Annotated in this window: 14 protein-coding genes; 5 read left to right on the top strand and 9 right to left on the bottom strand. The window is 71.6% G+C overall.

Annotated features, from left to right (window positions below):
* Nucleotides 1-15 precede the first annotated feature (15 nt).
* Both EES42_RS06945 and EES42_RS06950 read right to left on the bottom strand, forming a co-directional pair.
* The gene (locus EES42_RS06945) at nt 16-636 is read right to left on the bottom strand and encodes a helix-turn-helix domain-containing protein (RefSeq protein WP_124717143.1); all 621 of its coding nucleotides are present in this window, start codon (nt 634-636) and stop codon (nt 16-18) included.
* 35 nt (nt 637-671) lie between these two features.
* A complete protein-coding gene (locus EES42_RS06950; RefSeq protein WP_124717452.1) occupies nt 672-1,262 on the bottom strand; it encodes a TetR/AcrR family transcriptional regulator in 591 nt (196 codons plus the stop codon).
* Nucleotides 1,263-1,641: 379 nt separating this feature from the next.
* On the opposite strand from EES42_RS06950, the gene EES42_RS06955 reads away from it, so the two are divergent.
* Nucleotides 1,642-2,391, top strand: a complete 750-nt coding sequence (locus EES42_RS06955; RefSeq protein WP_124717144.1) for a class I SAM-dependent methyltransferase — start codon at nt 1,642-1,644, stop codon at nt 2,389-2,391.
* A 214-nt stretch (nt 2,392-2,605) separates the two neighbouring features.
* Here EES42_RS06955 and EES42_RS06960 read toward each other — a convergent pair whose 3' ends face one another.
* The 5 genes from EES42_RS06960 to EES42_RS06980 form a co-directional block, all read right to left on the bottom strand.
* Nucleotides 2,606-3,256, bottom strand: coding sequence for a hypothetical protein (locus EES42_RS06960; protein WP_124717145.1), 651 nt, complete (start codon nt 3,254-3,256; stop codon nt 2,606-2,608).
* Between the two features lie 158 nt (nt 3,257-3,414).
* Nucleotides 3,415-3,999, bottom strand: coding sequence for an isochorismatase family protein (locus EES42_RS06965; protein WP_124717146.1), 585 nt, complete (start codon nt 3,997-3,999; stop codon nt 3,415-3,417).
* A gap of 87 nt (nt 4,000-4,086) precedes the next feature.
* Nucleotides 4,087-4,704, bottom strand: a complete 618-nt coding sequence (locus EES42_RS06970) for a hypothetical protein (RefSeq protein WP_124717147.1) — start codon at nt 4,702-4,704, stop codon at nt 4,087-4,089.
* Between the two features lie 56 nt (nt 4,705-4,760).
* Nucleotides 4,761-6,884 (bottom strand): serine/threonine-protein kinase, encoded by a 2,124-nt coding sequence (locus tag EES42_RS06975; protein ID WP_241196259.1) that lies wholly within the window; start codon nt 6,882-6,884, stop codon nt 4,761-4,763.
* Nucleotides 6,885-7,028: 144 nt separating this feature from the next.
* Nucleotides 7,029-7,541, bottom strand: a complete 513-nt coding sequence (locus tag EES42_RS06980; RefSeq protein WP_124717148.1) for a cupin domain-containing protein — start codon at nt 7,539-7,541, stop codon at nt 7,029-7,031.
* Nucleotides 7,542-7,964: 423 nt separating this feature from the next.
* On the opposite strand from EES42_RS06980, the gene EES42_RS06985 reads away from it, so the two are divergent.
* The gene (locus EES42_RS06985; RefSeq protein ID WP_241196298.1) at nt 7,965-10,037 is read left to right on the top strand and encodes a peptidoglycan recognition protein family protein; all 2,073 of its coding nucleotides are present in this window, start codon (nt 7,965-7,967) and stop codon (nt 10,035-10,037) included.
* 96 nt (nt 10,038-10,133) lie between these two features.
* Nucleotides 10,134-11,129, top strand: coding sequence for an aldo/keto reductase (locus EES42_RS06990; RefSeq protein ID WP_124717149.1), 996 nt, complete (start codon nt 10,134-10,136; stop codon nt 11,127-11,129).
* A gap of 84 nt (nt 11,130-11,213) precedes the next feature.
* Here the strand turns inward: EES42_RS06990 and EES42_RS06995 are convergent, their stop codons facing one another.
* A complete protein-coding gene (locus EES42_RS06995; protein ID WP_124717150.1) occupies nt 11,214-11,741 on the bottom strand; it encodes a PadR family transcriptional regulator in 528 nt (175 codons plus the stop codon).
* Between the two features lie 87 nt (nt 11,742-11,828).
* Here EES42_RS06995 and EES42_RS07000 point away from each other — a divergent pair, with 87 nt between their 5' ends.
* Together EES42_RS07000 and EES42_RS07005 are read left to right on the top strand one after the other, a co-directional pair.
* Nucleotides 11,829-12,611: an alpha/beta fold hydrolase gene (locus EES42_RS07000; RefSeq protein WP_124717151.1), complete on the top strand. Its 783-nt coding sequence runs from the start codon at nt 11,829-11,831 to the stop codon at nt 12,609-12,611.
* A 26-nt stretch (nt 12,612-12,637) separates the two neighbouring features.
* Nucleotides 12,638-12,976 carry a hypothetical protein gene (locus tag EES42_RS07005; RefSeq protein WP_164495174.1) on the top strand — a complete coding sequence of 113 codons (339 nt, stop codon included), beginning with the start codon at nt 12,638-12,640 and terminating at the stop codon, nt 12,974-12,976.
* Nucleotides 12,977-13,120: 144 nt separating this feature from the next.
* Here EES42_RS07005 and thpR read toward each other — a convergent pair whose 3' ends face one another.
* Nucleotides 13,121-13,696: an RNA 2',3'-cyclic phosphodiesterase gene (thpR, locus tag EES42_RS07010; protein WP_124717152.1), complete on the bottom strand. Its 576-nt coding sequence runs from the start codon at nt 13,694-13,696 to the stop codon at nt 13,121-13,123.
* Nucleotides 13,697-13,826: the final 130 nt, after the last annotated feature.

Consider the following 13,826-nt stretch of genomic DNA (forward strand, 5'->3'; position numbering starts at 1 on the left):
AGGGCTCCAGGGCCTCTAACGGTCCGAAGAGGGCCGGGCCCGTACGTGCATCCGCTCGCCCTGCTGTCCGAACAGGCTGAGAAATTCGACCGGCTCGGGCCCGGCACTGGCCCACGCGTGCGGTGTACGTGTGTCGAACTCGGCGACCTCACCGGCCGCGAGCACCAGATCGTGCTCGCCCAGCAGCAGCCGCAACCGCCCCGCCAGCACGTACAGCCACTCATAACCCTCGTGCACCCGCTGCTCCAGCGGCCCGGTGGCCCCACGGCCGCCGGGCAGGATCTGCTTGTACGCGTGCAGCCCGCCCAGGTGCCGGGTGAGGGGTACGAACGTCATGCCGTCACGGACGAAGGGGCGGAAGTGGATGCGCGGGTCGCCGGTGGCCGGGGCGCCGACCAGCTCGTCCAGCTGGACCCCGTACGCCTTGGCCAGCGGCAGCAGCAGTTCGAGCGTGGGCTTGCGGCCGCCCGACTCCAGGCGGGAGAGGGTGCTCAGCGAGATCCCGGTCGTCTCGCTGAGCTGGGCCAGGGTCGTGCCGCGCTCCTGGCGCAGGGCCCGCAGGCGCGGGCCCACGCCTGTCAGGACGGTCGTGATCTCGTCGTCCGGTTGTTCCGCGTGCTGTGCGCCGTCGTCCATCCGCCCATTATTTGCCGTCCCGGCAAGCCGACGCGTCAGGACGGCAGGATCATGGCCAGCGAGAGCCGGGTCAGCTCGTCGGTCAGCCACTCGGCGTCGACCTGGCGGGGGCGGCGGCCGTGGTGGGCCATGAGCTCGTCCACCGCGTGGTTCAGCACCGTGACGGTCACCTTGTGGTCGCTCGGCTCCGCCTCGCCCCGGCGCACGGCCCGCTCGGCCTCGGACGTCAGGAACTCGATCCACATCGCCCGCCAGGTCGCGAGGTGGTTGTCCACCTCCCGGCTCACCCCGAGCACCTCGACGAAGGCGACCCGGGCCGCGCACCGGTCCTCGGTGACCGCCTTCACATAGGCGGCGAAGAGCAGCCGGACCCGTTCCGCCGTCGAGCAGTCCTCCATGCCCTCCGCCATCAGGGCGTTCTCGGCCGCGCGCAGCCCGTGGGTCGCCACCTCGTCGTACAGCGCCATCAGCAGCACCTCCCGGGAGAGGAACTCCTGCTGAAAAACGTGGGTGGGCACCTTCGCGCGGGCGCACAACTCCTCGACCCCGGTGTGCGCGTACCCGTACGCGCCGAACAACTCGCGCCCCGCCCTCAGGAGTCGGTCCCGTGCTCCCAGGAGCTCCATGGGCTGCCGCACCGTCTTCTTCCGTCGGCTCGCCACGACACCCGCCATCGGTCCTCCTTCGTCGTCCTTACCGCTGCTGCCACTCTTCCCGCTCCGCCACGTCGGTGGTGGGTCCGCCACGCACTCCGGACTCCATCACTTCCCGCGCTCCCCCGCCTCCGGAACACCCCAAGAAACAACCCTCGGGGGGCGCGAGACCTGCCCCTTCACGCCTCGGCGCAGGCGCCCCCACCCCCGATGCGGGCCGGTGCGACCGGGGTTGTCGACCCCGCCCGTTCCCGCCCGCCAGACTCCCGCCGGAAGGTTTCGCGGGCCTCCGTCCAACTGGGCCCGGAGGCCCTGCGAATCTACGATTCGAACTTGTGGAAAGGGGGTCCACGTGGACCGGAACATATGCACGACGGATGACGTACTGCGGCTCATGGACGGCCTGTTCGCACAGGAAGGCGACCGGTGGACGGCCGAGGCCGGCTCCTGGTGGGACGGCTTCTACGCGGACCGGGAGCGGCCCGTGCCGTTCTTCGTGGCGAAGCCGGACGAGAACCTCGCCTCGTACGCGGACCGTGGTCTGATCGCCCCGGGCCGGGTCCTGGAACTCGGCTGCGGGCCGGGCCGCAACGCCATCCATCTGGCGTCGCTGGGCTTCGAGGTGGACGCGGTGGACCTGTCGCCGTCCGCCCTCGCCTGGGCCGAGGACCGGGCCCGCGAGGCGGGGGCCGACGTCCGGTTCCACCACGGCGACATCTTCGACCTCACGGCGACGGAGCTGACCGGGCCGTACGACCTCGTGTACGACTCCGGCTGCTTCCACCACCTGCCGCCGCACCGCCGCGTCAGCTATCTCGCCCTGCTCGACAGGGTCCTCGCCCCCGGCGGCGGCTTCGCCCTCACCTGCTTCGCGGCCGGCGAGGGCGGCATGGGCTCCGAACTCCCCGACGCGGCCTTCTACGAGAGGGGCGGGCTCCAGGGCGGCCTCGCCTACACGCCGGAGTCGCTGCGCCGGATCTTCTCCGGTCTGACGGAGATCGAACTCCGCCGGATGCACGACGAACCGTCCGACTCCCCGCTCTTCGGCGAACCCTTCCTCTGGACGGCCCTGTTCCGCCGGCCCGCCGAAAGGCCCGCCTGACGAAAGGCCCGCCGGGGCGTCAGACGCAGAGGGCGATCGGATCAACGAGGGCTTCCTGGACGGGAAACGACAGAGTCGGGAACCCGTCCCGCGGACATGCCTCGGCCGGTGGAGCACCCGCTCCACCGGCCGTGGTGTCTGCATCGAGCCTCGTCCGTCAAGCTCTGTCCGTCAGGCCCTGTGCGTCACGCCCTGCGCGTCACGCCACCGCATGTCACGCCTTGCCGGTGCAGATCGCGTCGTAGGGCCGTCCGGGGCTCGGGAACAGCTCCAGGGGCTTGCTCCCGACCGGGCACTCCTTGGCGGTCTTCGTCAGGTCGAGCACCTTGGTCACACCGCTGCCACCACTCCCGCAGGCGACCTCCTTGGCCTGGTCGTCCACGCAGTCGCCCTTCACCAACTGGCCGCCGCCCGCACCGGCGTCACCGGGGTGGTCGCCGCTCAGATTGCGGCCGCAGATGGTCTTGCTGGGGATGCCGGTACTGGCGTCGCCCGAACCGAAGGAGACCTTCACCGAGATGATCGCGTCCGTACCGGCCGGGCACTGGATGGAGTCGGAGAAGATGGCGCCGTCCTTGATCTCCAACGCCTTGAGCGTCGCCTTGGAGTCGTCGCAGTCCAGCGGCTGGTAGGCGTCCTTCTTGCTGCTGTCGGGCCCGGCGCAGTCGCCGACCTTCCAGTCCTTGGCCTCGTGCGAGCCGTCGTCGGACGACTTGCTGCACGCGGTGGCGGCCGCCAGGACGAGTGCGAGGGCCAGCACTGCCTTCGAGCCGTTGAGGAGAGTCGCACGAGAGCCTCGGCGCGGCGAGGAAACGGTGCTTCTTCGGCTGCCGCTGAGGGGGCGCGTGCTGCCGTTAACGCTCATGCTGCTCCTTGGTCCGTGTGTGGGGCACGGCCCGCACGGCACTCGGTGCGGGTCCGCGCTTGGTGGCGCGGGCGTGATGACGACAGGAGCGGGCACCGCGGTTCCCGGACCGCGCCGACCGGTCCGATCCGCCGGTACGCGGCGCGCGCCGACCGGGTTCAGGCCACTCGCGCCGGCGGTGCGGTGAAGGCCACGTCCGCGGCGTGCGCGACGACTTCGAGGTCACTGCCGAGGGCCCACTCGGCGACCCGCGAGACCGCTGCGGCCGGGATCCGGTCGCTGATTCCGGGCGCGGCCGGGATGTCGTGCGTCGCGTGGGCGTCGTGCGGCATGACGACCCGATACCCCAGTTCCAGGGCGGTACGGGCCGTCGCCTGTACGCACATCTCCGACATCACCCCGCAGATGGCGAGCGCCCGCACCCCCGAACCGGTCAGCAGGCCGCCCAGGGGCGTCCCGTGGAACCCGTCGTCCCGGGTCTTGCGGACGACGACCTCCATGGCCGAGGCATCGACGTGATGGTGGAGCTCCCACCCGGCCGTACCCGGCTCGTCCCCCGCGCCGGGCTGCCCGTCGTTCTGTACGTGGACGACGAGCGCCCCGCCGCTGCGCGCCCGCGCGATCAGATCCGCCGTCCGGTCCAGCAGCCGGGCCGCCTCGGGCACCGCCCGGTCCCCCTCGACCGCGTCCGCCTGGACGTCCACAACGAGCAGTGCCTGTACGGGGAGTGCGTGATCGCTCATGCCGTCATCATGTCCGCGGGCACCGGTGCGCCTCCACACGTTTTGAACCGGAGGGCGTCCCCGCAGGCTGCCGGGCGGAACGCGGCCCTACTCGCTCAGTCCCACAACTCCCCAGCCCCGCCCGGCGGCTTCGGTGAGGATGCGCCCCCACTCCTCCAGCAGGAGGGCGAACGCGTCGAAGTCGCCGCCCCGGCCGTCGGGGACGGCGGAGTACACGGTGAAGGTCTCGCGCAATCCGCCGAGCCGCAGCCGTACGCCCTCCCAGGTCGCGGCCAGTTCCCGGACGCTGTCCGGCGACCGGGCGAGCAGCAGGCCGTACGAGACCTCCGGGTCGTCGGAGAAGAATTCCCGGTCCGTCCGTCCCGACTCGCCGTCCATGCCGCCCCAGATCAGCCCGAGCAGCAAGGTGTCCAAATCGGACCGCAACAGCGGATCGGCGTGGTCGCGGACCCGCTCCCAGTAGTGCGTGGCCCAGAAGTGCGGCTTGTACGAACCGAGGGTCTGCAGGAACTCGTAGACGGCGAAGCGGGCCCCGTCCGGCCCCTTTGGCCACTCCCAGTCGCCCTTGACCACCGGGGCGTCGTACTCCCACAGCCCCGTCTCGTCGGCGTACCAGGCATCCCGCAATCGCAACAGCCGGTCACGCTCGGGGCGTTCGCCCAGCCACGACCAGTCGACGATCATCACCGTGATGTCCAGACCCATGGTCCGAGGCTACCGAGCACGGCCGGGCCGCCGTCGTCCGATGCCCTGGCGGAGGGTCAGGACGGGCATTCCGTCAGTTTCGGCTTGTTCGGCGGACTCACCCTGTTCAGCAGCGGAGCGAGGTGGTCGGCGTACAGCTTCTCCCAGACGCCGTCGGTCATGATCTTCCTCAGCGACGAACACACCTCCCCCTTCAGCCCCTTCTCGTCCGGATTCATCGCGACGCCGTAGCCCTCCGCACCCGGACCGCTGTCCAGCCGCTTCAGCTCGGTGGGGTTGTTCTTGACGAATCCGGCGAGGATGACGTCGTCCGTGCTCACCGCGTAGACCGGCGACATCGGGTCCAGCAGGTCGTGTACGCACCGGTCGTAGCCGCTCGGCAGCGACTCCGTCATGTTGTAGCCCGCCTTGGGCAGCCACGCCTCGTACGTCGAACTCCTCGCCGTACACACTTCGAGCTTCTTCTTCTCCAGCACCCTGGTGTCGTCGATCGACACCGCCTTCGCCTTCTTGCGGACCATGAAGCTCCGGCTCGCCACGTAGTACGGACCGGCGAACGCGACGCTGTAGTCGGGGGCCTCGGCGTGCTTGCGCTCCTCCGTGATGCTGTAGGTGGCGATGACCAGATCCACATCGCCCTTCTGCAGTATCGTGCTCCGGTTCTCGCTGCTCACGGGCTCGAAGGTGACCTTGTCGCGGCTGTAGCCCATGTCCTGCGCGATGGCGTAGGCCACGTCGATCTCGTACCCGCGGTACTTCCCGTTCTTGGTCTTCTCGCTCAGTCCGGGCTGGTCGGCCTTGACGCCCACCTTCAGGACCGGGTGCGTCTTGATGTACGGCTCCGACACGGGTCCCTGGCCCGGACGGCCACCCGCACCCGGATCGCCGTCCCCCCGCAGCTGCTCCACGGCGAACCATCCGAGACCGGCCACCAGCGCCGCGCACACCGCGACCGCCAGGAGCTTCTGCCGGCCGGGGACGCGCTTGCGCGATGCCTGCGGCGGGGAGGGGGGCGGCGCCTGCGGCCGTACGGGGGCGGGGACCGGGGCGGGCGCCTCCGCCTCCCCGGCCTCTGCCTCCCCGGCCTCTGACTCTCCGGCCTCCGCCTCCCCGGCCTCCGGCTGCGGCTTCGTCGCCTTCTCCTTCACCGGGGCCGGCGGGCGTACCGGATCCGGTTTCGCGGTGGAGGTGCGGAGGATCTCCTGAAGCATTTCCTCCGCGCGCTCCGCGCCCAGCCGCCGGCCCGGGTCCTTGTGCATCAGCTGCCCCACCACCTCGGCCAGCTCCTCGCCGTGTTCCATCGGGAGCGGGTCGGACTGACAGGCGGCGACCAGGAGTTCGTACTCGTTCGGCCGGTCGAAGGGGTGCCGGCCCTCGACCATCTCGTACAGCGTGACGCCCAGCGACCACAGGTCGGACGCGGGGGTCGCGGCGCTCTCCTGCGACGTCTGGCCGAGCAGTTCGGGCGCCAGGTACTTGAAGGTGCCGATGAGTTCACCGGCCCTGGTGAGCGGGACGGCGCCGTCGAAGGTCGCGATGCCGAAGTCCGCCAGGATCGCGAAGTCGTCCTTGGCGAACAGGATGTTGGCCGGCTTCACGTCACGGTGGACCACCCGCGCCTCGTGGACCGCCCGCAGCCCGCCCAGCACCTGGAGCCCGATCGCGGCCGTCCGCCGCACCGGAAGCCGCCGCTCCTCGCGCATCAGGTCCGCCAGGGAGCGTGCGTTGAGCAGGTCCATCACGATCCAGACCTGGTTGCCGGACTCGACCCTGTCGTGCACCGCCACCACGTTCTGGTGCCTGATCTTGGCGATGGCCGCGGCCTCCCGCCGGGCCCGCTGCATCATCTTCTCCTGCGTGGCCGCCCCTATGGCGTCCCGGCCGAGCAGACCCTTCACCGCGACGTGCCGGTCGAGGCGGGTGTCCAGGGCCTTCCAGACCTCGCCCATGCCACCGCGTCCGAGGCTGTGCAGCAGCTCGTAACGGCCGTCGATCACCTTGTGCGGTGCGGGGGCGGCCGCCTGGCCGGAGGGCTCGGACGGCTCCGGCGTCGGCTGCGTTTCCGGCCACGGCCGGGCGTCTTCGGTGGAGTCGCTCCGGAGGAAGTCACCGGCCCTACGGGGGGAGCCGTCGCCCTGTCCGTGGTCCGAATCGCGACCGGCCGTACCCTCGCTGTGCATGCGACCCCCTGTGGACTACATGGAGGCAACAGACTAGACGCTCGGTCATATTCGGGCCTGCTCACGGCACTTGCGATTCGGTCACTTCCGGCGGGCCGCACCGGTGGTCCGGACCCCGCCGCCTCCCCGCCGCCGCCCCGCCGCTCACCCCTGCGCGAACCGCTCCCCGCACCGGCTGCAGAACTCCGGGTCCCGCGAGAGCCTGCCGCACCCCGGGCAGACCAGGTCCAGCATGCAGGGCGCCTCGCCGCCCTCGTACGACGGAGCGCGCACCGGCGCGGGCACGGCCGGGGCAGAGGCCGGGGGTTTGATGGTGAGGCCGGGGCGGCGGCGGTGGACGGTCAGGTAGGCGAGGCCGTCCGGGCCGGCCGCGAGGGCGCGGCGGGAGGTCCGGGGCAGCCAGGCGACGGTGCCGGGGGTCAGCTCCAGCGATTCGCCCCCCGCCTCGATCCGGCCGTCGCCCGCGACGGCGACCAGGAGCACGTCCAGTACGTCCTCCTGATGCGCACCGACCGCGCCGCCCGGCGGCAGACGTACCAGGTTGGCGTCCAACTCCCGGCCTTGCTCGGCCAGTTGCCACAGCGCACCGCGCCGGTCGGGGGCCGCTTCGCGGAGCAGCTCGTCGAATACGGCAAGAACGCGCGGTACGGAAGTCACGGCAGCCAGGCTACGCCCGGCCGGGGGGCCGTGCCGGGGTGTCGCACAGCCATGGGAAGCTGTGCTTCCGCTGTGTGCGCGCTCCGGTACTCGTACCCCCACCGGTCACCTGTGACCTGTGCCGTCGCCTGCCCCAGCGGTTCATGACCCGAACATCGAAGACGATCCTTGGGGTACGACTTGAGATCGAAGCGCAGAATCACAGACCAGCCCTTTTCGAAGCGAAGAATCTGGATCACGGCCGCGGTGGCGACCTCGGCCGTCGCCGGTGTCCTGGTCTTCGAGGGGGTGACGGGCAACCCCTCGGTGGACACCGACGCCAAGTCCGGCCCGCCGAAGACCGATGTGCGCGCCACCTCGCTGAAGGTCGGCGACGACGGCACGTCCGCCGTCCTGGGCAAGCGGGACACCGCTCCGTTCAGCATGCTGGGCATCACCTGGACCGACCCGGCGGCCAAGGTCACCGGAGCCGTGGAGGTCCGCACCAAGTCCGCGGCCGACGGGAACTGGACGCCCTGGGTGCCGCTCGAAACCGACCTGGACGGGCGCACGGAGACCGGCCGGGCCGGCGTCCGGGGAAGCACCGAGCCCCGTTGGGTGGGGCCCTCCAACGGTGTGGAGGTACGGATCAACGCGGGCGGCAAGGTCTCCGCCAAGCTGCCCGCGGGGCTGCGGCTGGACACCGTGGACCCGGGCCGGGGTGGCTCGACCGCCGCGGAACCGGCCGCCTTCGCGGCCGACCTGCCCGCCGAGGACCCCTCGGCCACGCCCGCCACCGACCCGGTGGAGCCGGTCCCGTCCGACCCGGCCGCGCCGGGCGACGGCACGGAGACGCCCGCCGAACCCACGCCGACCGAACCGAAGTCACCGGCCCCGTCCGAACCGGCCACCGAGGAGCCCACTCCCCCGGCGAGCCCGAGCCCCTCGGCGTCGCCGAGCTCCTCCCCGGCCGAGACCCTGCCGCCCGCGCCGCCGTCGACCGTGCCGAAGCCGCCGATCGTCTCGCGGGCCGGCTGGGGCGCGGACGAGTCGATCAGCCCGGAGGCGCCGGAGTACCTGGACGGTGTCAAGGCCGTGTTCGTCCACCACACCGCGGGGAGCAACACCTACTCCTGCGCCGACTCCGCGGCAGTGGTGCGCAGCCTGTACGCGTACCACGTCCAGAGCGAGAAGTGGAAGGACATCGGCTACAACTTCCTGGTCGACAGGTGCGGGACGGTCTTCGAGGGCCGTAAGGGCGGTGTGGACCGGCCGGTGTTCGGTGCGCACACCTACGGCTTCAACCGGGAGTCGGCCGGCATCGCGGTCATCGGCACGTACACGGACGCGACCGCGCCCGCCGCGGTGACCACGGCGGTGGCCCGGGTCGCCGCGTGGAAGCTCGGCCAGTACAAGGGCGACCCGGCGGGCAGCACCATGCTCACCGCGGGCGCCACCGGCGGCAACTACTTCGGCACGAAGTTCACCGCCGGTACGAAGTACTCCTTCAAGCAGATCTCCGGGCACCGCGACGGCTTCAACACCCAGTGCCCCGGCAACATGCTGTACGGGCAGCTGAAGTCGATCCGCGATCTCGCCGCGGGCCCCGTCACCGGGCTGGCCGTCAAGTCGGTGACCGGCGCCGGGCTCTCGGGCACCACGTACTACACCAGGTCCGCGATCACCGTGGGCTGGTCGGCGAGCACCCCGAGCGCGTTCGTCTCCAAGTACGAGCTGCTGGTCGACGGCAGGTCCGTCGCCACCACCGCGGGCACCACCGCCTCCGCGCCGGCCACCCTCGCCGTCGGCACCCACCAGGTGCAGGTCCGCGCCACCCATCAGTCGGGCAAGGTCACCACGTCGGCGGCGGCCACCGTGGTCGCCGAGCAGACGGCGCCCACGTTCACCACCAAGCCGAACCTGGCACTGCGCACCGGCACGGTGAACACCACGGCCGTCCCGCTCACCCTCAAGTGGAAGGCCACCGACGCCGCTTCGCTCAAGGAGGTCCGGCTCACCGCACCGGTGGCCAAGACCTACGGCCCGACGACCACCAGCGCCTCGCACACCGCCAAGTCCGGCGTGGCGACCACCTGGTCCATGAAGGCGTACGACCGGGCCGGCAACACCGCCACCGCCTCGGTCGCCGGTACGCCGGTCGTCGTGCAGGAGAGCTCGGCGACGAAGTCCGGTACGTGGACGACGCGGTCCTCGTCGAGCTACCTCGGCGGCAAGTCGTACTCCAGCTCGTCGAAGGGTGCCTCGCTGAGCTGGACGTTCACCGGCCGTTCGGTCGCCCTGGTGGCGTCCCGGGCGACCACCTCCGGCCAGGCGTACGTCTATGTGGACGGGGTGAAGGTGTCCACGGTGGATCTGAAGTCCAGCACCACCAAGTACCGCGACGCGCTGTGGACGAAGAGCTGGTCGTCCAGTGCCAAGCACACCGTCAAGATCGTTGTCGTCGCCACCTCGGGCCGGCCGACGATCACCACCGACGGCATCGTGTACCTGAAGTAGCCCGCGCCGTGGGACTGCCCCCGGCCCCTCTGCCGGGGGCGGTCCCGTACGGCCACCCTTGCTTCGAGCGGGCTCGAAGGCGTTGGCTTGATTCCCATGGAGTACACACAGCTCGGACGCACCGGACTCAAGGTCAGCCGCCTCGTCCTCGGCACCATGAACTTCGGCCCGCAGACCAATGAGGTGGACAGCCACGCCATCATGGACGCGGCGCTGGACACGGGGCTGAATTTCTTCGACACCGCGAACGTGTACGGCTGGGGCGAGAACAAGGGCCGCACCGAGGAGATCATCGGCACCTGGTTCGCCAAGGGCGGCGAACGCCGCGACAAGGTGGTCCTGGCCACCAAGATGTACGGGAACATGGGCACGGACGGCGAGCCCTGGCCCAATCACGACAAGCTCTCGGCCGTGAACATCCGGCGTTCCGTCGACGCCTCGCTGAAGCGGCTCCAGACGGACCACATCGACCTCTACCAGTTCCACCACGTCGACCGGAACACCCCCTTCGAGGAGATCTGGCAGGCGATCGACGTCCTGGTCCAGCAGGGCAAGATCCTCTACGCGGGCTCGTCCAACTTCGCCGGTTACAAGATCGCCCAGGCCAATGAACTGGCCGCCCGACGCGGCTCGTTGGGCCTGGTCAGCGAGCAGTGCATCTACAACCTGATCGAGCGCCGCGCCGAGATGGAGGTCATCCCGGCCGCGCAGGACTACGGCCTCGGCGTCATCCCGTGGTCCCCGCTGCACGGCGGGCTGCTGGGCGGTGTGCTCCGGAAGGAGCGCGAGGGCACGGCCGGGCGGTCGGCCTCCGGCCGCAGCGCGGACGCGCTGAAGGACGCGGCGCAGCGCGAGAGGATCCAGGCGTACGAGGACCTGCTCGACGAGCACGCCCTGGAGCCGGGCGAGGTCGGTCTGGCCTGGCTGCTCACCAGGCCGGGGGTGACGGGGCCGATCGTCGGGCCGCGCAACCGGGAGCAGCTGGACTCGGCGCTGCGGGCGCTGGAGCTCGACCTGTCGGCGGAGCTGCTGGCGTCGCTGGACAGGATCTTCCCGGGGCCCGGGCCTTCGCCGGAGGCGTTCGCCTGGTGACGGCCTGCTCGTGAGCGCCGTCCGACGGGCCGCTGTCGCCCTCGCCTCCGGCGGGGCGGCGGCGGCCCTCTCGCGTACGCCGGTTCAGGACGCGTCGAGTTCCTCCAGCGTCGCCGCCAGCCAGTCCAGCTCCGCCTCGCTGGTCGCGCGGGCGATCCTCAGCAGTCCGCGCCGGAACGGGTCGTCGAACGACTCGGCGCCCAGCGGCCGTTCCCCCTCGTAGAAGAAGCTGCTCGGCTCCGCCAGGAACGCGAGCCGGCGCCGCAGTACGTCCGCCTGTTCGGCCGGGGACGAGAGGTGGCGCAGGAAGGCGAGAACGGTGAACCAGCGGTTCTCGTCACTGATGTCCACCTCGTCGGCCTCCCGCAGCCGTCGCCGCAGCTCCTCGCGCCCCGGGCCGGTCAGGGTGAGGGTGTGGCGGGGGGCGGCCCTGCTGCCGGGTTCGGTGCGGCGCTCCAGCCATCCGGCGCGCTCCAGGCGCTTGATCGCCGGGTACAGCGTGCCGTCCGCGATGGGGCGGACGTGCCCGGTGAGGTGGGCGACCCGGCGCTTCAGCTCGTAGCCGTGCAGCGGTTGCTCGTACAGAAATCCAAGGATGGCCAGTTCCAGCATGTGCGTATCCTCTCCGATGCCTCTAGATATACCTCGGCATCGATGTATAGTCTCGCCGATGGTTGAAGAGTGAGCGGAGGAGGAGTCATGCACAACGCCCGGGTGACGGCGGACGGCGCGCGTATCAGGTGGGTGGAGCTTCCCGGCCGGACCGGCGGCGGTGCCCGGACCCGGGTCTATCTGCACGGGCTCGGGGCCTCGTCCGGCCCGTACTTCACCGCGAGCGCCGCCCATCCGCTGCTGGCCGACGGCCGCTCGCTGCTCATGGACATGCTCGGCTTCGGGATCAGCGACCGCCCCACGGAGTTCGGCTACACGCTGGAGGAGCACGCCGATGCGGTGGCGGCGGCGCTGGAGGCGGCCGAGGCGTACGACACCGACGTGATCGCGCACAGCATGGGCGGCGCGGTGGCCATCGTGCTCGCGGCGCGCCATCCGCACCTGGTGGGCCGGCTGGTCCTGGTCGACGCCAATCTGGACCCGGTCGCGCCCGGCCCCGCCCGGCCGGGCAGCAGCGGCATCGCGGCGTACTCGGAGGAGGAGTTCCTGGCGCACGGCCGGTCCGAGGTGCGCGACCGGGTCGGGCCGCACTGGTGGGCGACCATGCGCCTGGCGGGCCACGAGGCGCTGCACCGCAGCGCGGTGCACCTCGCCGCCGGGACGACGCCGACGATGCGTGAGCTGCTGCTCGGCCTGAAGATCCCGCGCACGTTCCTGCGCCCGTCGGCGGACGGCCCGCTGCCCGGCGAGGAGGCGCTCGTCGAGCACGGGGTACGCGTCGTGGCGGTCCCGGACTGCGGGCACAACATCATGCTGGACAACCCGGAGGCGTTCGCCCGGGAGACGGCGTCGGCGCTCACTGTCCGATGAGCGCGGAGAGGTCATAGGCTCGTCGCATGGACGAAGTCGTGCCGCTCCTGGTCATGGTCGCGGCCCTGGCCGTGGTCATGGGCTTCTTCACCTGGCTCGCGGTCGTCGCCCGCCGGCACGGGGTCGCGGGCTCGGCCCTGAGCGCCGCCCTGGCCTCGTACAACGAGGCGTACCAGGGCACCGCCCATCAGGCGTACCACGAGGTCCGGGCCCAGGCGGAGCGCCAGGTGCCGGTCCTCTCGCCGGACGGCGGATGGCGGCCGCTGCCGCCGGGCGCGGAGGGCGTACGCCGTGGGCGGCCGCCGACACGCAGGCCGCTGCGGGGGCTGCGGCGCCGGTTCGGCCGGCTGCGCCGCGGCCGCTGAGCCCCGTCCGGTCAGGTCAGGTCACCCGCCGGTCACGCCCCGACGGCGGCCGCCACGGCGACGACGACGAACATCAGCACGAGCACGGCCGCCATGATGCGGTTTCTGGTCTTCGGGTCCACCCTTTGAGCGTAACCGCCGCCCTCAGTGCCCCAGCGACCAGGATGCGACCACCTCGTACCTGGGCAGCTCGCCCGGCACCCCGCTGTCCGGCAGATCGCTCCGTACGAGGGCCGTCTCGCCGACCTCCCACCCGGTGCCCTCGAAGCCTCCGAGCGCCTCGACGCAGGGGCGCAGGTCGATCTCGGCGCGGCGGCTGCGGGCGAGGGTGAGGTGCGGGTGGTAGCGGCGGTGCTCGTCCATCGGGATGCCGGTGCGGCGGGCGGCGGCGTCGGCGCGCTCGGCGAGCAGCCGCAACGTGTCCAGCGCCCCCGCGGCCCCCGCCCACAGCGCCCGCCCGCCGAACCGGCCGGCCCCGTGGATGCGCAGCGGGAAGGGCTCGGTGCGCCGGGCGGCCCGAGCGAGGCGCTCCTCCAGCTCGGGCAGCAGCTCCTCGTCCACGGACCCGAGGAACGCCAGCGTGAAGTGCCAGCCGGGCACCCCGGTCCAGCGCAGCCCCTCGGCCTCGGGGAGCGCGTGCAGCGGGGCGACGGCACGGCGCAGTTCCTCGACGGCGGGGGCGGGCGGCAGCACGGCGACGAAGAGTCTGGGACGGCTCATGCGCCGAGTTTCGCACCGTCCCGGGACAGCTCCGCACCGTCGCGAGACAGCTCCGCACTCTCCTCGGCACATGGCACGGCCCCGGCCGTCACCCACCCGGTCGGGGCCGTGTCCCGTTCTTCACGGGGTG

The sequence above is a fragment of the Streptomyces sp. ADI95-17 genome, assembly GCF_003846175.1.
In the GTDB taxonomy this organism is placed as follows: domain Bacteria; phylum Actinomycetota; class Actinomycetes; order Streptomycetales; family Streptomycetaceae; genus Streptomyces; species Streptomyces sanglieri.